Source organism: Flavobacterium saliperosum (assembly GCF_900100625.1).
Lineage (GTDB): Bacteria > Bacteroidota > Bacteroidia > Flavobacteriales > Flavobacteriaceae > Flavobacterium > Flavobacterium saliperosum.
The window spans coordinates 35,709-54,025 of the sequence record NZ_FMTY01000003.1; the positions used below are offsets into that span (position 1 = coordinate 35,709).

The following is an 18,317-nucleotide window of genomic DNA, read 5'->3' on the forward strand; positions in this document are numbered from 1 at the left end:
ATAGATGAAAAATACGTGTGAATCACTTTCAGTAAGATATAGATATATTACTATTTTTTTCTTTTTTCTTTTTTTTAATTTTTCATTCAGTCAACTATCAAGTTTTACGCTACAAGTAACGGCAACCAATGAAACTTGCAGCGGCAATGGATCGCTTACTTTTACCGTAGCAAATACAACTCCCGGTGCTACAGTAATTTACACACTTTTTAGATTGCCGGATGTTATATCACCAATTACAATAACAAGTACCAATAGTTTTACAGGACTTGTAGCAGGAAATTACAGAGTGGTGGCAACACAATCTTTAGGGACAGCATCAAACTCGCAACAGCAGGATATAACTATTGTAAGTCAGATTGTCCTGCTGAATTATAACCTAGTAGGCGAAAATGAGGTTTGTGGCAATGATGGAAAAATAACCGTAAATGTCACACAGGGAAATGCAGTGTCCTATGAAATTTTTTCAGGGCCAATGATACGGCCTTTGCAAGCCTCGAATATTTTTACGGGATTAACCTCGGGATCATATCAGGTAAGGGTTTTTGATAACTGTGGTGAAGGTGTGGTGAGGGCTTTTACTGTAGATGCAAATGCAACAGCCTTAGGTTTTTACAATTATCATTATATATTAGATACTTGTAACACTATTAACGTTTCTGATCAAGTTCAACCAACACTTCCAAATGGGATTATAGCTTATCCTATTACTCTTCAATATACGGTTTTTCCACCAAGCGGGGCTCCTATACAATATACACAAACAATCAATTCAGGAAATCCAAATGTATCTTATTTTTCGCAAATCTTACCCTTATATTATAATCAGCATTATTCATACTCATTGCAAGTTACAAACTCCTGCGGTGAAGTTTATGTTAAAAGTCAAACAATAGATGTAGTTACCCAATTGGATCTGAGAATTGTTTTAACAAGATGTGATAAGATGATACGGGTTATGCCTGTAGATTTCATTGCGCCATATAATGTTACATTTTTATCAGCACCCTCTGGATTTAACGCCTCATTGTATAATTCGAATCATCCTGGACCTTTTGGTAATGAAGAAGCAATATATTACAATCCAAGTATTCCTCTCCCAAATGGTTTATATACAATTCAGATAACGGATTCTTGTGGGAGAACTGCTGTAAATTCAATACTGATTGAAGCAACACCACCTGTTGAACCTAGATTGTATGTTAATGAAGGATGTCAAGACGGATTTGGAGGTTTTTATATTTTCTCTGTAATAAGTATGCAGAATGTTACAATGACAGCTGCTCCGTCATCATATAACCAAAACCTGCCCTATGATGTTTCATTTAATTTAGATTCTGTTAGTAACGATGATCATGTTTTTTTAATGGGGGATTTACCTCAGGGGAATTATCAATTTAATATTACCGATGTTTGTGGACATATTTATATTCTTTCCGGGGTAATAGAGGGCTATCAAGATGAAACAACGATAAATATTATCGAAAATTGTGGTTCATTTGATATTGATTTACATCACACAAGCAACTCTGTTAATAGTCCTGCATTTTTTCTTCAAAAATTTGACCCTTTACTAAACGCATGGGTTCATCCGCTAACTGGTGTTGTGTACCCAGATGGTTCAATTCCAACAATTTTAAATTCAATACAATTAATAAATAATACTGTTAATTATAATTTTGCTTTTACAGGAGAATTTAGAATAATTAAAGATTTTACTTCTATAGGAAGTGGTGTGTATGGAATCTGTATAAAAACTTTAGATGAATTTACTTTTACAGGTCTGCCTGAAATAGATAATGTTTATTCCTTTCAATGTAATGATGGATCTTATGATGTATTAGTGGAAGCAAATGGTGTTGCTCCGTTAATTTACAGGATTACCACTAAGGATGGATTGCCATTTGTTATTGATAACGGAACCTCAAGCTTTTTCCCTAGTTTGTCTCCAGCTATTTACAATTTTCAGGTTGAAGATGCCTGTGGTAATATTCTAAACCGAATCTTTGAGATTAGCGACGAAGTTATCTTCCCTATCACACCATCCGAATTATGTGCAGGACAACCAGGCTCTTTGTCTGTTCCGAATTTCCCTTTTCTGCATTATGAATGGTGGAAAGACAATAACACGACAAACATCCTCAGTACCACAAATTTGCTTCAACTGAATCCGTTTAGTCTGCCTGCTGATTTTGGTGCATATCATGTTAGGATAACCAACCCAGGAAATCCGAATTCCTGTATCAATGAAGTTATTGATTATACAATTTCACCGGATATGGCTAATCCAAATGCGGGAGGTGACAATAATGTTTCTTATTGCGGCAGTCAGGGCGTTATTAATTTATTTAATAGTTTGTCCGGTACATACCAAGCTAATGGAATCTGGCAGGAAACAACCGGAAGCGGAGTTTTGAACAATAATTTATGGGATTCTGCACTAGTAAATCCCGGGGTTTATCACTTCACGTATACTGTAAACGGGCTTTGCGGTAATTCTGATGAATCGCAGGTAACGATTGAAATAAAAAGCACACCTCAGGCTCCTGTAGCTTCAGTAGCCCCAGTTGTTTGTGATGCTCAAACATTTCAGTTGTTTGCATCGGATATTCCTAATGCTACTTATCAATGGACCGGTCCTAATGGATTTTCAAGTACAGTGCAAAACCCAACCATTGACAACGCATCTAATGTAAACGAAGGAATTTATACAGTAAGTGTTTTTGAGGATGGTTGTGAATCCAATACTGCTTCAGTAGAGGTTTTTGTTAATCGCTCTCCGGCATTTGATATTGTTAATGAATGCATAGGGAATTCTTCATCCCTATCGGCAGTACCGCTTAATGATTCGTTTAATGTTGATACCGCAGTATATTCCTGGACATATCCGGACGGTACTGTTGTAAATACAAATCCTGTAACTATCACAGGACAGGAAACAGGTAGTTATGTACTTACCGTAACCTCTGCAAATGGTTGCAGTGCCTCAAAATCTATTGATGTTTTATGCACAAACTGCGGCATTCCAAGAGGTATTTCTCCAAACAATGATGGGTTAAACGATACTTTCGATTTGTCCTGTCTTCAAGGAATTGTGAATGTGAAAATCTTCAATCGTTATGGGATGAATGTATATGAACTCGACAATTATGTAGACCAATGGGACGGAAAAGATTTTAAAGGACGTTTATTGCCTGCGGCAACTTATTATTATGTGGTGAAATTCGATACCGGCAATGTGAAAACGGGTTGGGTGTATCTGAATTATTAAAATAAAAAAACGGAGTCTAATTTGACTCCGTTTTTTTATAATTTATCCGCTCTGTTCTGCGCTTTTCGTACTTTCTTGAATAGTTCCGAGGAATAGACAAAATCCACAATCGCTTCGTTGTCGGTTTTGAAGATTTCTTTCTTGGTGCCTTCCCAGGCCAAAACTCCTTCTTTTAGGAAAATGATTTTCTCTCCGATTTCCATTACCGAGTTCATATCGTGCGTGTTTACAACGGTTGTAATGTTGTATTCCTGGGTGATTTCCTGAATCAGGTTATCGATAACTACGGCTGTTTTTGGATCCAGTCCCGAGTTGGGTTCGTCACAAAACAAATATTTAGGATTGTTCACAATCGCACGCGCAATCGCCACACGCTTTTGCATACCTCCGGAAATTTCGGAAGGTTTCTTTTTGTGGGCATCAATCAGTTTTACACGATCGATTACAAAATCCACACGTTCCTGAATTTCTCTCGGGGTTTTGTTGGTAAACATTTTCAATGGGAATCCGATGTTCTCTTCCACAGTCATGGAATCAAACAAGGCACTTCCCTGAAATACCATTCCGATTTCGGTACGTAATGTTCGTTTGTCATCCGCACTCATTTCAGAGTAAATACGTCCGTCGAAAGAAATCGTTCCCACATCAACAGTATGGATGCCAAGTAAACTCTTAAGCAAAACGGTCTTTCCGGAGCCACTCTGGCCAATAATCAGGTTGGTTTTTCCGGTTTCAAAAGTGGTCGTAATTCCTTTTAAAACTTTCTGTTCCCCAAAGGATTTTTCTACATTCTTTACCTCAATCATCTTATTTGCTTAACAGTAATTGTGTTAAAATATAATTCACCAAAATAATCGCTACCGATGTCCATACGAACGAAGTCGTACTCGCTTTTCCCACTTCCAAAGCCCCACCTTTCATATAATACCCGTGAAAAGAAGGGATTGTTGCCAACAAAAAAGCAAAACAGACTGTTTTAATAAAAGCGTAGGTAATGTGAAACGGAATAAATTCCACCTGAAGTCCGGTCTGAAATTCGGTACTTGAGGCAAATCCGCCATACACTCCGGCAATCCATCCGCCAAGAATCCCTAAAAACATACTCAATCCGATAACGAACGGATACAACATCATCGCTACAATTTTCGGAAAAACCAAATAGTTCAGCGAGTTCACCCCCATTACTTCCAACGCATCAATCTGTTCGGTAACCCGCATGGTTCCGATACTGGAAGTGATAAACGACCCCACTTTACCTGCCATAATGATGGAGATAAACGTCGGTGCAAACTCCAAAATTACGGATTGTCTTGTGGCAAAACCGATTAAGTATTTCGGAATTAACGGATTGGTAAGATTTAACGCCGTCTGAATCGCCACAACCCCGCCCACGAAGAACGAAATGAAGGCTACAATTCCTAAGGAACCGATAACCAAATCGTCAATCTCTTTCATGATGAGCTGTCGCATCATCGACCATCGGGTGGGTTTGTTGAAGACTTCTTTCAACATCAAAAAGTATTTTCCTATCTGGGATAAATATCGAATCATAGTGTACTGAAAATATCCGCTAAAATAGTAAGAAGTTACGAGTTATGAGGTATGGGTTATCAGTTTTTTGGGCGTGTCCCTTTGGGTCGGGCTATCCGCTGTATCTTTTATTCCGCGATGCTCCATAAAAGGATGCCGCTGCCATCCCTCACGCAACCCCGGTCTTAATAACGAAAGCTGTTATTTAAACAACTTCTCTTTCATCTTCTTCCAACGGTAGCTACGGATAAACTTTGCCTGTTCGGGAGTTACCAACATCGTTTTGTTCTCCGATTTCGCTTTCCAAAATCCTTTGATATAATCCAGAAACAAAAGCGGTTTTCCTTTGCGTAGCGCCAGTTTCAAAGAAGCAATGGTCGTGATGAAAAATCCGTAACCCAACGTGTAAAAGGCTTCGCCCTGTTTGTATCGGGAAGCTTTGTTGTAATTGGCTCCGGTAGGTTTCAGGTGTTTTACTTTCAGGGTTTCATCGGTTACGACTTTCCAATTGTAAAATTTGCACAACAATTCGTCTACGGTATCCCAACCCATGGCTGGTTTGAGTCCGCCAATCTGTTCGAAGCACGCTTTTCGGTAAGCTTTAAAAGCACCACGAATGTGATCTTTGTCGGTTAAATTCTCTAAAATCCAATCATTATTTTTCTCGATGTAGGCAAATCCACCCACCATCCCGATTTTGTCGTCACTCTTAAAATGAGTCAGTATCGTTTCGAAGTAATTGTTCGGAAAAATCAAATCGGCATCGGCTTTTACAAGGATGTCGTAGTTTGTATCAATCGTTTCCAATCCTTTCTGGAATGCCTGAATCACCTTGCTCCCAGGCAGGTGAATCGCTTCGGAAGTTTTGTTTACCAAGGAAATCCACGGATGTTTTTCGGCGAAAGCCTGAACGATTTCCCCGGTTTTATCGGTGGAATTATCATTCACGACCACGACTTTCGCAGGCAAAACCGATTGGGAAACCAGCGATTGCAAAGTCAAGCTGATAAAAGCAGCTTCATTGTGGGCGGGAATTATGATATAATAGCGCATCGTTTCGAATAAGTTGTACAAACGTACACAAAATTTTTTTCTGATGATAAAATCAATAGAAGGTAAAATTTCATTTAAGTTCCCTCTTTCCTAAGCAGAAATAAAGTTTTACAGCGGAAATATCTTTATTTTTGTAGGATTAGAAACCAACAATTTGGAAAAGAAAAAAATCGCTTTTATCGAAATGGAAACCCATTCGGCTTTGCTCGAACAGTGGTACCTGTTGTTAAAGGAAATGACGGCGGTTGACTTCCGGTTTTTTGTCCACGATAAAGTGAATGCGAAACTTTCATCGATTCCCGAAGACAAAATCACGGTCGTGAAAACGGTTTCCGAAATGAATTGCAACGACTTCGATGTCATAGTGGTAAACACCTTACATCGTAATTTCGAACAGTATTCCAAAGTTTTTCAGCAAAAACCAACGTTATGTCTGGTGCATAATCTGAACTTCAGTCTGTTTTTTAAATCGATAAACCGCCATAACTTTTGGGCGGATAAAGAGCAATGTATCTATTATCTCAAATTGTATTTGTTGGAAAAAGTCGGCCAGAAAAGAAAGACGATATTACAGGCAACACGCTTCGGAGTACTTTCACAAAGTCTGTTGGATGAGGTAAAAAGCAAAGGAAGTTTTGCGGAAAAAACGGAATTGGTTTCCATGAATTATTGCCATTCGCATTCGTTTCCGATATCGGAAGTGATCGACATCGTAATGCCGGGGAATGTTTCGAACAAACGAAAAGACGTGGCGATGCTGCTCTCCGTTTTACCGAAACTGAAACCCAAATCTCGACTGCATTTTACTTTTTTAGGAAAACCGGAAAACGACAGCGTATTGCAACAATTGGAACATCTCAAACATGTTTGCGATGCCAATGTAACCATAACGCATTACTATCGGTTCATTCCGTGGGAAGAATACAGCGAGGTGATTGCCAAGGCGCATTTGCTTTTGTGTCCGGTAAAGTCGCAAACCTCATTTTATTGGGTCGATGAATTCTACGGAAAAACGAAAGTCAGTGGCAGCGAGGCCGACTGTATTTACAACGGAAAAATCGGTTTGTTCCCAACGTCGTATCCCAAAATGGACTGGCACAATCTGTACTATGAAAGTGAAAGAGGATTGACTTCCGTTTTGAATACGCTCAGCAAGGAACAGTTGGAAAACGAATACCAAAAACTACAGCCTTATCTTGAAAAATACACTTTTGAAAAAGTGAAAAACCAATTAGAGCAACAACTTATAGCACTGACAGCATCAAAATAATGATACAAGCACTAATACAATTGGCCTACAAATTTTGGCCCGAATTATACAAAAAGCGTTTTTTTAAAAAACTGAATTCGTTGCATACTGACGATTTCAAATGCGAACCGGAATTGCTGTATCTGCATCAGGTACTGAAAAACGATTCTGTTTTTATCGATATTGGAACCAACAAAGGTATTTACTTGTATCAGGCCGAGAAAGTGATCAAAACCGGTAAAATCATCGGGTTTGAACCGAATAAGAAGTTGGTGGAATTTTGTGCGCATTTGTTCAAAACGGCTAAAGTGTATCCTTTTGCGGCATCGTCCTCTTCCGGGATTTCGGTGCTGAATATTCCCAAAAAAGGCAACGGGTTACAGGACACGCGCGCCTCATTGGAAGCGTTGGGTGATGATGTGGAGAAAATTGAAATCGAAACCATTCGTTTGGATGATTGGGTTGCAAAACAGGGACTAGCAAAAATCGATTTGATAAAAATCGATGTGGAAGGTCACGAATTTGATTCTATAAAAGGCTGTGAAAACATTCTGAAAACCATCAAGCCGATTTTCATCATCGAAATCGAATTGCGTCACGCCCATTATCCGATTAAGGACATTTTCGATTTTATCATTGGTTTTGGTTATGAGGTGTTTTACTTTGATAGAAAAAATCTGAAAATTGCACCGTTCGATTTCAACCAAATCGCCAATTTTCAAAAAGACGAGTACCTGAACGATTTTAATCGTTATATTAATAACTTTATTTTTATTCCGAAGCCAGTTTAACCGCGAAGTACACAAAGAAGGCGCTAGGTTCGCAAGGCTTTATGAAGTGTGCAGCGGAAAAGGTTTAACCGCAAAGAGCGCAAAGAAGGCGCTAGGTTCGCAAGGCTTTATGAAGTGTTCAGCGGAAAAGGTTTAACCGCAAAGAGCGCAAAGAAGGCGCAAAGTTCGCAAGGCTATGTGTACATTGCGAAAACTTAGCGAACGTAGCGGTTAATTGTAAAGGTTTAGAAATAAAGTTTAGAAATAAGAAAGGGTCCTTTGCGACCATTGCGAAAAACCTAGCGTTCTTTGCGGTTAATTGAAAAAGTTTGGAAACGTAGTTCACAAAGAAGTAGAGCCTTTGCGTACCTTGCGTAAACCATAGCGACCTTTGCGGTTAAATTTTGGAATTTAGAATTTAGAATTTTCATAACATGAGTGTAGTAGCACGCCAAAGCATAAAATACAGCTTCGTAGGGTATTTCAGTTTTTTAATTGGAACACTGGCTACGTTTTTCCTGTATCCGAATGATTTGGAATTCTATGGGAAACTGCGTTACGTGCTCCCGGCGGCCGAATTGATTCTACCTTTGGTAACCATCGGAATGGCGTATGCGAACGTAAAGTTCTATCCCAAACTCTCCTCCGAAAACCAGCATCATAACCTGTTGAAATTCTCGATGCTCTTTACGCTCGTTAATTTCACGTTTGTGTTTTTATGTTTTCTCTGCATTGGTTTCTTCTCCGATTATTTCCGTGGAAAAGACTTGTGGAACATGCGGTATTATATTTTTGTCTTGGTGTTTTTGCTTTCTTTTCTGCAATTGTTTTCCAAATACATTTCGATTAAGAAACGGATTGTGGTTCCGAATATCTTAGAGAACAGCATGCCGAAATTCGGAGGGATTGCCGCGTTCATGGCCTATTTCTATTTTGGTTGTTCCGAAACGGTTTCCATCGCCATTTTCGTGGGGTTCTACGTTTTTTCGTTGCTGATTATGTTTGCCTATCTGTTGCGACTGGAGCCTTTACCCATGAAAACGTCGTTCACTTTTTTATATCAGGATAATTTCAAGAAGGAATTGTTTTCCTATGCGTTTTACACCCTTTTGGGCAGTATTGGAAGCATTATTGCGTTGCGTATCGACAACTTTATGGTCGGGGAGTTTATCGGGTACAAGGCGAACGGCGTCTATGCGATTGCTTTTTCGATTGTGGGGTTAATCAGTGTGCCATCCTTAGGCGTGTATACGATTTCATCGCCCATTATCGCCGACTACATTGCCAAGAGCAACATGGAAGAATTGGATAAATTCCACAAGAAAACATCGTTGCATTTGTTTTTGATCGGTGCTCTTTTGCTGGCGATGATTTTAGCGGGAATGAACGATTTGTTTTCGATTATGAAAAAAGGCGAGGAGCTCATGAATGCCAAAGGCGTGATTTATTTTTTGGGTTTTGCCACGTTGTTCGATTTGGCGACCGGTTTTAACGGGTACATCATTTCCTATTCGAAATATTACAAATTCAACATCATATCGATGCTGTTTCTGGCGGTTATCACTGTAGTGAGTAATTTGTTGTTTATCAAGTTTACCGATTTGGGCATCACCGGCGTTTCCATTGCGACGTTCATTTCGCTGACCCTTTTTAACGTACTGAAACTGTATTTCAATTATAAGAAATTCGGAGTGCATCCTTTCACCAAACAATATATCAGTGTATTGGTGCTGCTGTTTTTGTCGCTGATTATCGGCCTGTTGGTGCCGGATTTCGGAGACAATCATTTTGTAAACCTGTGCCTTAAACCGTTGGCGGTGCTGTTGGTGTTCTTCTTCGGTAACCAATTCTTCAAAATCATTGCCATCAAGGAAGTGTTACCGAAATCGTTATTCGGAAATAAGAAATAATTCTTTTGGAGCGACCCGAGCGATAGCGAGTTGGCGAAGTAATGGCTTGGGATGTACCGGCTGTCCGTTTTCCCGCTTTCCGATCCAATTAGTCATTGCGAGCTTGCGAAGCAATCTCCCTCCGCTACTTCGAGCAGGAGCGGAGTGTTGCTCTTAACTTTTTATTCCAAGTTTCTTTTTTGTACTTCGAGCTCAATAAATTTTGGTAAATAGTTAGGCGAGCAGCCTTTTGTCACCACTTCATTTTTGTAAAGCCCCAGTTTTTCTCCCATTTTTATACATTGAGTTCTATTGGCTTTATCGAAGATTCCAATCCAGGCGGCGGTGAAGTTCATTGCCCATTGCACCTCAGGTTCTTCCTTTAGCATTTTTTCTTCTATTGCCGAAAGCAATTCGTTTGTATTGTTTGGCGGTGTTTGTCCGACCCATCGCAATCGCCCCTGATGGTACCAGAAAATCCGTCTTTGAATGGCTGAAGGACTATTTTCCCAGGAAGCTATCAATGCAACAGCTTTTTTATTTTTTGTGAGTTGGTTCGCCATTAACCAATCGGCCAGTTGAATACGCTCCTCCAATTCGTGGTTCTGAATGTCGTCAAAGAGCATTTGAATGACCTCCGGATGCAGTTCTTTGTTCTCCATAATCAGAATTGACAGCAGTCTGGGAAATAGCTTTCCCGTTGACCAAAGTTCTTTAGCCAATTCGTGATCTTTTTTAATTTCTTTGGCAATAGTTCGCAAATCCCCAAACTTCGTTCGGTCATTAATCTCATTGGAAATTTTCGCTGCTTTCCTGGAAAGTATCATTTCAAGTAAATTGTTTTTTATTGTTTCCCCAAAGTTTTGCGGCTTGACGATGTGACGGATTATTAGCACCAAAGTTCAATAGCAACTAAGTGTAGCGAAGCTAAATCGATGTTATAGGCTGTGTTTATTGCGTTGTCTTGTTATGCTATTCTTGAAATTGCTATTTTTCACAAAGTTCTTTCAGCTTGTCGAGTGCTTTTGGGTAGGTCTCGTTCATATAATCTAAAAAATCTTCTGTTGTGTCTAAGTCAACAGTAACGGTTGTAGTCCCATTGTTTTCTTCGAAGGTATAGTTTTCGAATCCGTTTGCCCATTTTTCTACTTCTGGGCCTTCTGTAATTTCCTTATCCGCTTTTACAAGCCCATAATGTTGAATAGAAACAAATTTGTTGGGAATGTTGTCAACTATCTTGGAAACCATACCTCCCTTTTCTCCTTTTTCATCTACTCCAATAAATAGCATTTTATTTCCCTTGTCCCAACTTCCTTCATAGGTTGATGTAGGGTTAAACAAAGAAGTCCATTGTTCATAAGTTGATTTACTGGTAATACCCAACATAAAATCGTATATCTTGTTTACAGGGGCGTTGATGCTTACGGTGTATTGTAACTTTTTCATACTGTTAACTATTTGATTGGATTAATCTTTCAAAGTGTCATTATCAGTCATACCAGCTGTCGTTTTACATCGTCTATAACATCCGTGACTTTGTGATTTAAAGTTACCAATTTAAGATTACGTTTACAAATACAAAACCAACATTATTTTTAGCATTTAAACCCCAATTTCATGAAACCACTGTTGTGCGTTCGGCTTTGCTTTATTAAGAATCTGGTTTTGGGCTTTTTGAAATTATATATCTCATCAATCCGGGAAACCATCGTTGCAACCATACAAATATTTTGCCGTGTGTAGTGAAAACATAATTTCTCTTTCGTTTTAAAATAGCCTTTACCATCACCTTTGCAGCTTTATCAGTAGGCCAAATTAAATTTGACGGACGTGGATCTGGAAGTTCAGGATGCCAAACTCCGTTATTATCAATTCGTGTAATTTCCGAAACCACAAATCCGGGATGCAACGTAGTACAACTCACACCTGTGCCCATTAATTCCACCTGTAAAGTCTGACCAATTGAGTGTACGGCAGCCTTTGAGGCTCCGTATGCGCCTAAATTAGGACTAGGAAGATATGCACCTACACTACCCACTAAACCAATTCTTCCATTGGTTTTCTTTAAATGTGGCAGGGCATATTTAACAGTTATGGCTAAGCCGGTAACATTGCCTTGTAATTGTCTATTCCAATCTTTGGCTGTTAGCTTTTCCATATTTCCAAAAACACCAAAGCCGGCATTTGCTATAACTACATCTAAACGCCCCCAAGCTAAAATGATTTGTTGCACTGTATTTTCAATAGCGTTTTCTTCCATTATATCACACGGTATTACCAATGCTTCCCCACCGGAGTGTCTAATATCGTCTGCCACTTTATTCAATAGTTCTTTACGTCTGGAGGAAAGAACTACTTTATATCCTAATCTTGCCCATTCAAAAGCCATAGATTTACCAATACCAGATGAAGCACCAGTTATCCATACTACGTTTTCTTGCGGATTTGTCATTTTTAGCATTTTTAGTTAGTAGAATTACTTTTCAAGCTGACGCACAACGTCCTTGGCTTCATGAGGTTGGGGTTTATATGTTCCCAAACCTTTCCATTAGGATTGAAATCAAATATACAAAAAGAAGTTTCAGTTTTTCCCTAAAACCCCACTTGCATAAACCCGTTGTTAGCGGCAGATTCTTTTAATGTCAAATTTATGATACTTACTGTACTCGAAAATCAAATCATTTATACGCATCTAGATCTAGGTACAATTTGAAATTTCTCCAAACGTACTCATGAATAATTACCTACACAATCACTAAATTTAGTGATATTTAGATTACTTCGTCTCCCGATAGCTATCGGGACGCTCGCAATGACATTGTGACTAAGTAACTATTTTTTTATAAAAGTCACACTTTTTGTGACTAACTTATATGTTTCAGAAAAAAGTCACGATATTTGTGACTACTTCAAAAAAAACAATAATAAGTCACAGCATGAAAACGCCCGATATAAAAAATAGACTAGGACTAACACAGGAAGAAATGGCGATGCATTTGGGTATCTCCCTAAGCCAGTGGAAAATGTTCAAATCCGGGAAGCGCTCCCTGCCGCTGCAGGCACTGGAAAATTTTTCGGTTTTACTAAAAGGCGTGCAGCAGAAAAAAGATAGTTCCACGGAAGCACAGGGCCTTCGTAAAACAGAGGAGGAGCAAGCAAAAGGAAAAAGACAGCACGCCTACTTAAAAGTACAGGTAAAACTGCAGCGGCTGGAAAAAGAAATCGCCGTTATTGAAAATCAGCGCGCCGAAAGTTTTGCAGCCTTGGAAACAGCTTTCTTTTTGGAAGGGCAGAAGGAGGGTAAGGCAAACAAAGATTTTATTCAGAGTATCCGAAGCAGGGCTTTAACTACGTTAAAAAAGCAGAGCCTGTACAAACGCGAAGCACTGCAGCTGCAAAAAGAAAACCTCGAAATGTTAAAATTGGAAATCGGGAAAAAAATGGCCGCGGAGGAAAAATAATTGAGAATCAGCAGCATAAATCAAATTATTAAAAGATTTATTTTCCTACAAAATGTTAAAATTTTTTGCGGTGTTATTTGTGGGAATTTTTTGGCATCACATTTGAAAATGACTACAGCATTATAAACCTTTTAAATTTTAATTTATGTATTCATTGAACAGAATTACCACAATTACAGATTGCGACACATTATTGGCATGGGCAAACAAAGAGAAATCAGAATTGACCTTAAAGAAAATTAATGACGAGTACTCGGTACAAAATTACGGTTCCACTTCCATAGAAATCGAAGCGATCTTACAAGGGGTCATTGCCGAAATTGCCGCACAGGAATCCGTAATCGCCATTCTGCAGGAAGGCCCATCCAAAGAGGAAGCCATCCGAAAGAAAACCAGACTGGAATACAAACGGTTCGTGCTCACCACCCGAAAAGAAAATTACGGTTCGGTAGCCTTACTGGAAAAAGAACTGGATCTGGATCGCATCAACAAAGAACTCACCTCCGTCGAAACCTTCATCACGGACCTAACCGCGCATAGGGGAACATTACAGTAATAAAAAAGGGCAGCTCAGTCGAGTTGCCCTTTTTTGTTTGATTTTTCTTGATATCCCTAATGAACTTCGAAAAAAAAACACCCCTAAAGTCCCCTCAAGGGGACAATCCTTCTAACAACTTTTGTCTTATAAAACAGCATTTGATTATTTTAAGAGAACGTCTTGGTAAGATTCCCCCCTTGAGGAGGGCTACGGGGGGTGTCAGAAAAGAAAAACCCCATACAAAAAGTATGGGGTCTATATCAAGAGTCATAATTCATAATTAACAACGGTACACAAACGCATTAATATTCATTCCGGCACCTACCGAAGCGAATAAAACCACGTCGCCTTTATGCAATTCCTGATTTTCGATTTTACCTTTCAGAATCAGGTCGTATAAAGTTGGGATGGTGGCCACGCTGCTGTTTCCGAGTTTTTTAATATTCATCGGCATCACGTTTTCAGGTGGCGTTTGTTGGTATAACTTGAAGAAACGATGTACAATCGCTTCGTCCATTTTTTCGTTGGCCTGGTGAATCAGGATTTTTGTAAGGTCTGCTATCGGAATACCGCTATTGTCCAAACAAGCCTTCATGGCAAGCGGAACATTGGTCAGTGCAAATTCATAAATTTTTCGGCCGTACATTTTAAGATACCGTACATCGGGATTGTGGTCTACATTATAGGACTTTCCGAAGAATAAAAACTTACTTTCCTCATAAGTAAAGGAAGCGGTTTCATGGGCTAAAAACCCACCTTCGCCATCGGTCAGTTCAAGAACCGTAGCTCCGGCACCATCCGAATAAATCATACTGTCCCTGTCGTGCATGTCCACCACTCGGGAAAGGGTTTCGGCACCAATCACCAAACATTTTTTTGCCATACCGGCTTTAATGAAAGCCTGCGCCTGAATCATCCCTTCAATCCAGCCCGGACAACCAAACATCACGTCGTATCCCACACATTTCGGGTTTCGGATTCTGAGTTTGTGTTTCACACGGGCAGCAATGCTGGGTACGGTATCCGATTGGATGGCACCTTTTTTTACATCACCAAAATTGTGGGCAACGATAATATAATCTAATTTTTCGGGGTCGATTTTCGAATCTTCAATTGCCTTTTCAGCGGCAAAAAAAGCAATGTCGGAAGTGGTTAAGTCGTCTTCAACATAACGACGTTCTTCAATTCCGGTAATATCCTTGAATTTTTCGGCAATCACTTCATTTGGAACAGCATAAGTGGAGCCGTCTTCATTGAGAAATTGATGTCTTTCAAAATCGGTATTCGTAACAGTTTGGGTTGGGATATAACTTCCTGAACCCGTTATTTTTATAGCCATGGCGTAGGTTTCAATACTACTAAGGTAGTTATTCTAAATTGTGATGTATTCAAAAAAAATAGTTTACGTGTTATTTTTATGAAAACGTTACGGTAACGTCAGTAAAATTACAAATTTTGTTTTTATTTTCTATTTTGATGCGAAAAATGTATTTGAATTTGACAAAAAAAACCCCTTCCGTTTCCGAAAGGGTTTTTTTATTAGCTGCTTTTGCCATCTGCTATCTGTAATCTGCAAACTAGCTTTCCATATACGCTTCAATCGGCGCACAAGAACAAACTAAATTTCTGTCACCGTATGCATCGTCTACACGACGAACGGATGGCCAGAATTTGTTGTCGGCAATATATTCCAACGGATAAGCCGCTTTTTCTCTTGAATATGGGAAGTCCCAACGCTCAGCAGTCAGCATGGCTAACGTGTGAGGTGCATTGTGAAGTACGGTATTATGATCGTCTGCTGATGAATCTTCGATTTCTTTTCTAATTGAAATCAATGCATCACAGAAACGGTCTATTTCCGCCAAATCTTCCGATTCGGTAGGTTCGATCATTAAGGTTCCGGCTACCGGGAAAGAAACCGTTGGTGCATGGAAACCGTAATCCATTAAACGTTTGGCGATATCGCCAACTTCTACACCTTTTTGTTTGAATTCACGACAGTCTAAAATCATTTCGTGAGCCGCACGACCCATTTCTCCTGAATATAAAATTGGATAATGTCCTTCAAAACGCGCTTTCATATAGTTGGCATTTAAAATGGCGTGTTCGGTAGAAGAACGTAAGCCTTCTGCACCTAACATACAGATGTAACCGTAAGAAATCAAACAAACCAAAGCCGATCCGAACGGAGCTGCAGAAATAGCGGTAATGGCTTGATCGCCTCCAGTCGCTACAATTGGGTTTGTTGGTAAGAACGGTACTAGTTTTTCGTTTACACAAATTGGTCCAACACCAGGTCCGCCACCACCGTGAGGGATAGCGAAAGTTTTGTGTAAGTTCAGGTGACAAACGTCGGCACCAATAGTAGCCGGATTGGTCAATCCAACCTGTGCATTCATGTTTGCCCCGTCCATATATACTAATCCGCCGTTATCGTGGATTAATTTTGTGATTTCAATAATAGAGGATTCGTAAACCCCATGCGTAGAAGGATACGTCACCATCAAACAAGATAAATTGTCTTTGTTTTCGATGGCTCTTGCTCTTAAATCTTCCACGTCGATGTTTCCTTCCGGAGTGGTTTTGGTCACGATGATTTTCATTCCTGCCATCGCTGCCGAAGCCGGATTGGTTCCGTGTGCCGAAGATGGAATCAAACACACGTTTCTGTGGTGATCGCCTCTGGATTGGTGGTAGGCACGAATCGCCATTAAACCGGCATATTCTCCTTGCGCTCCCGAGTTCGGTTGTAATGAGGTACCCTTGAAACCGGTTATTACATTTAACTGCTGCTCTAATTTTTTAAGCATCGTTAAATACCCTTGCGCTTGGTCGGCTGGAGCAAATGGGTGAATGCTGTTCCAGTTTGGCATGGAAAGAGGTAGCATTTCTGCCGCCGCATTCAACTTCATCGTACAAGAACCTAAGGAAATCATCGAATGGTTCAATGATAAATCTTTACGCTCTAATTTTTTGATATAACGCATCAACTGGCTTTCCGAATGGTGACTGTTGAAAACGTCGTGTTGCAAGAAGGTTGAGGTTCTTACTGATTTTTCTGTTAATTGAATTTCAGTTGCTAATGAAGAAACGTGAACCGAAGATTTTCCGGCGGCTTCTGCGAAAATAGCAATGATTAGGTTGATATCGGAAAGCGATGTCGTTTCGTTGAATGAAATTGAAACCGATTCGTTATTCGGGTAGAAGAAGTTTACTTCGTTTTTCTCTGCAATCGCTTTTACTTTAGCAGCATCCGCTTTTACTAATAGCGTATCGAAGAAAGCCGAGTTCACCTGGTTCACTCCGATAGAAGATAATGCTTTTGCCGTTGTAACTGCCGAAGCGTGTACTTTATCAGCAATATAACGTAAGCCTTTCGGACCGTGATACACCGCATACATTCCGGCCATAACCGCTAACAATACCTGAGCCGTACAAATGTTGGACGTCGCTTTTTCACGTTTGATGTGTTGCTCACGGGTACCTAAAGCCATACGTAAGGCACGGTTTCCGTTTGCGTCGATAGAAACTCCAATGATTCTACCCGGCATCGAACGTTTGTATTCTTCTTTTGTAGCAAAATAAGCAGCGTGTGGTCCACCGTAACCCATCGGAATACCAAAACGTTGCGTAGTACCAACAACAACTGCAGCACCCATTTCGCCGGGAGAAGCTAATTTTACTAAGGATAAAATATCGGCAGCTACCGCTACTTTAATTTCTTTTGATTTTGCCGTGTTGATGAAACCTGCGTAATCATAAACCTGTCCGTATTTGCCCGGATATTGTAAAATCGCCCCGAAGAAATCTTCTGCGAAATCAAAAGTTTCATGATTACCCACAACCAGTTCAATATCTAGTGGTGTTGAGCGCGTTTGTAAAACCGATAACGTTTGTGGTAAAATCTCTTCCGAAACAAAGAATTTGTTAACGTTGTTTTTCTTTTGGTCACGCGTTCTTACGTCGAATAATAACGCCATGGCTTCAGCTGCTGCGGTTCCTTCATCAAGAAGCGACGCATTGGCGATTTCCATTCCGGTTAATTCGATAATGGTAGTCTGGTAGTTTAATAACGCTTCCAGACGACCTTGTGCGATTTCCGCCTGATACGGAGTATACGCTGTGTACCATCCCGGGTTTTCGAAAATATTTCGCTGAATAACCGGTGGGACAATCGCCGGATGGTATCCTAAACCGATATACGATTTGAATACTTTATTTTTTGAACCTAGCTGACTTACGTGAGTTAAATACTCATATTCGGTCATGGCAGGGTCTAATTGTAAGTCTTGTTTTAAACGGATTCCGTCCGGAAAAGTTTCATAAAGTAATTGCGACATGTCCTTTACACCAACGGTTTTGAACATGTGTTGCAGGTCTGATTCTCTCGGACCGATGTGTCTTAAAGCAAATGCATCTGTTTTCATCAGTTATCTATACTGTTTGTTTAAGCGTTTGGGGGATTTTAAGTACCTCAAACAAAATTTTGAGTTGTGTTTTAACGCCAACAAAAATAATTATTAATATCCTAATAATCTTGTTTTTTAACCTCAATT

14 protein-coding genes are annotated in these 18,317 nt (G+C 39.7%); 6 read left to right on the forward strand and 8 right to left on the reverse strand.

The features are described from left to right. Positions 1-4 precede the first annotated feature (4 nt). On the forward strand, positions 5-3,271 hold the full coding sequence (locus BLQ05_RS06435) for a T9SS type B sorting domain-containing protein (protein ID WP_023577352.1): 3,267 nt from the start codon (positions 5-7) through the stop codon (positions 3,269-3,271). 35 nt (positions 3,272-3,306) lie between these two features. Here BLQ05_RS06435 and BLQ05_RS06440 read toward each other — a convergent pair whose 3' ends face one another. From BLQ05_RS06440 to BLQ05_RS06450, 3 genes are all read right to left on the reverse strand, one after another. Then, complete coding sequence (locus tag BLQ05_RS06440) at positions 3,307-4,077, reverse strand: ABC transporter ATP-binding protein (RefSeq protein WP_023577351.1); 771 nt, start codon at positions 4,075-4,077, stop codon at positions 3,307-3,309. 1 nt (position 4,078) lies between these two features. Continuing rightward, the gene (locus BLQ05_RS06445) at positions 4,079-4,822 is read right to left on the reverse strand and encodes an MlaE family ABC transporter permease (RefSeq protein WP_035654869.1); all 744 of its coding nucleotides are present in this window, start codon (positions 4,820-4,822) and stop codon (positions 4,079-4,081) included. Positions 4,823-5,002: 180 nt separating this feature from the next. Continuing rightward, positions 5,003-5,854 (reverse strand): glycosyltransferase family 2 protein, encoded by an 852-nt coding sequence (locus tag BLQ05_RS06450; RefSeq protein ID WP_023577349.1) that lies wholly within the window; start codon positions 5,852-5,854, stop codon positions 5,003-5,005. A gap of 154 nt (positions 5,855-6,008) precedes the next feature. Between BLQ05_RS06450 and BLQ05_RS06455 the strand changes: the two genes are divergently transcribed. The 3 genes from BLQ05_RS06455 (at position 6,009) to BLQ05_RS06465 (ending at position 9,783) form a co-directional block, all read left to right on the forward strand. Continuing rightward, complete coding sequence (locus BLQ05_RS06455; RefSeq protein ID WP_023577348.1) at positions 6,009-7,124, forward strand: glycosyltransferase family protein; 1,116 nt, start codon at positions 6,009-6,011, stop codon at positions 7,122-7,124. Then, the gene (locus tag BLQ05_RS06460) at positions 7,124-7,894 is read left to right on the forward strand and encodes an FkbM family methyltransferase (RefSeq protein WP_238321151.1); all 771 of its coding nucleotides are present in this window, start codon (positions 7,124-7,126) and stop codon (positions 7,892-7,894) included. Before BLQ05_RS06455 ends, BLQ05_RS06460 begins: the two co-directional genes overlap by 1 nt. A 413-nt stretch (positions 7,895-8,307) precedes the next feature. Then, on the forward strand, positions 8,308-9,783 hold the full coding sequence (locus tag BLQ05_RS06465; protein WP_023577347.1) for a lipopolysaccharide biosynthesis protein: 1,476 nt from the start codon (positions 8,308-8,310) through the stop codon (positions 9,781-9,783). A 161-nt stretch (positions 9,784-9,944) separates the two neighbouring features. On the opposite strand, the gene BLQ05_RS06470 is transcribed toward BLQ05_RS06465, so the two are convergent. The 3 genes from BLQ05_RS06470 to BLQ05_RS06480 form a co-directional block, all read right to left on the reverse strand. Further along, the gene (locus BLQ05_RS06470) at positions 9,945-10,589 is read right to left on the reverse strand and encodes a DNA alkylation repair protein (RefSeq protein WP_035654867.1); all 645 of its coding nucleotides are present in this window, start codon (positions 10,587-10,589) and stop codon (positions 9,945-9,947) included. Between the two features lie 160 nt (positions 10,590-10,749). After that, positions 10,750-11,208: an SRPBCC family protein gene (locus BLQ05_RS06475; protein WP_023577345.1), complete on the reverse strand. Its 459-nt coding sequence runs from the start codon at positions 11,206-11,208 to the stop codon at positions 10,750-10,752. A gap of 205 nt (positions 11,209-11,413) precedes the next feature. Then, on the reverse strand, positions 11,414-12,214 hold the full coding sequence (locus BLQ05_RS06480; protein WP_023577344.1) for an SDR family NAD(P)-dependent oxidoreductase: 801 nt from the start codon (positions 12,212-12,214) through the stop codon (positions 11,414-11,416). A 484-nt stretch (positions 12,215-12,698) separates the two neighbouring features. On the opposite strand from BLQ05_RS06480, the gene BLQ05_RS06485 reads away from it, so the two are divergent. Next, the gene (locus BLQ05_RS06485) at positions 12,699-13,223 is read left to right on the forward strand and encodes a helix-turn-helix domain-containing protein (protein WP_035654865.1); all 525 of its coding nucleotides are present in this window, start codon (positions 12,699-12,701) and stop codon (positions 13,221-13,223) included. A gap of 145 nt (positions 13,224-13,368) precedes the next feature. Next, complete coding sequence (locus BLQ05_RS06490) at positions 13,369-13,779, forward strand: hypothetical protein (protein WP_023577342.1); 411 nt, start codon at positions 13,369-13,371, stop codon at positions 13,777-13,779. A gap of 262 nt (positions 13,780-14,041) precedes the next feature. On the opposite strand, the gene BLQ05_RS06500 is transcribed toward BLQ05_RS06490, so the two are convergent. Continuing rightward, positions 14,042-15,100: a 3-oxoacyl-ACP synthase III family protein gene (locus tag BLQ05_RS06500; RefSeq protein WP_023577341.1), complete on the reverse strand. Its 1,059-nt coding sequence runs from the start codon at positions 15,098-15,100 to the stop codon at positions 14,042-14,044. Between the two features lie 238 nt (positions 15,101-15,338). Continuing rightward, a complete protein-coding gene (gene gcvP / locus BLQ05_RS06505) occupies positions 15,339-18,188 on the reverse strand; it encodes an aminomethyl-transferring glycine dehydrogenase (protein WP_023577339.1) in 2,850 nt (949 codons plus the stop codon). Positions 18,189-18,317: the final 129 nt, after the last annotated feature.

Excerpts from the sequence above, each read along its gene's own strand:
- BLQ05_RS06440 (WP_023577351.1), bottom strand. The coding sequence starts at position 4,077 with ATGATTGAGGTAAAGAATGTAGAAAAATCCTTTGGGGAACAGAAAGTT.
- BLQ05_RS06470 (WP_035654867.1), bottom strand. The coding sequence starts at position 10,589 with ATGATACTTTCCAGGAAAGCAGCGAAAATTTCCAATGAGATTAATGAC.
- BLQ05_RS06450 (WP_023577349.1), bottom strand. The coding sequence starts at position 5,854 with ATGCGCTATTATATCATAATTCCCGCCCACAATGAAGCTGCTTTTATC.
- BLQ05_RS06460 (WP_238321151.1), top strand. The coding sequence starts at position 7,124 with ATGATACAAGCACTAATACAATTGGCCTACAAATTTTGGCCCGAATTA.
- BLQ05_RS06480 (WP_023577344.1), bottom strand. The coding sequence starts at position 12,214 with ATGACAAATCCGCAAGAAAACGTAGTATGGATAACTGGTGCTTCATCT.
- BLQ05_RS06475 (WP_023577345.1), bottom strand. The coding sequence starts at position 11,208 with ATGAAAAAGTTACAATACACCGTAAGCATCAACGCCCCTGTAAACAAG.
- BLQ05_RS06435 (WP_023577352.1), top strand. The coding sequence starts at position 5 with ATGAAAAATACGTGTGAATCACTTTCAGTAAGATATAGATATATTACT.
- BLQ05_RS06465 (WP_023577347.1), top strand. The coding sequence starts at position 8,308 with ATGAGTGTAGTAGCACGCCAAAGCATAAAATACAGCTTCGTAGGGTAT.
- BLQ05_RS06490 (WP_023577342.1), top strand. The coding sequence starts at position 13,369 with ATGTATTCATTGAACAGAATTACCACAATTACAGATTGCGACACATTA.
- BLQ05_RS06500 (WP_023577341.1), bottom strand. The coding sequence starts at position 15,100 with ATGGCTATAAAAATAACGGGTTCAGGAAGTTATATCCCAACCCAAACT.
- gcvP (WP_023577339.1), bottom strand. The coding sequence starts at position 18,188 with ATGAAAACAGATGCATTTGCTTTAAGACACATCGGTCCGAGAGAATCA.
- BLQ05_RS06445 (WP_035654869.1), bottom strand. The coding sequence starts at position 4,822 with ATGATTCGATATTTATCCCAGATAGGAAAATACTTTTTGATGTTGAAA.
- BLQ05_RS06485 (WP_035654865.1), top strand. The coding sequence starts at position 12,699 with ATGAAAACGCCCGATATAAAAAATAGACTAGGACTAACACAGGAAGAA.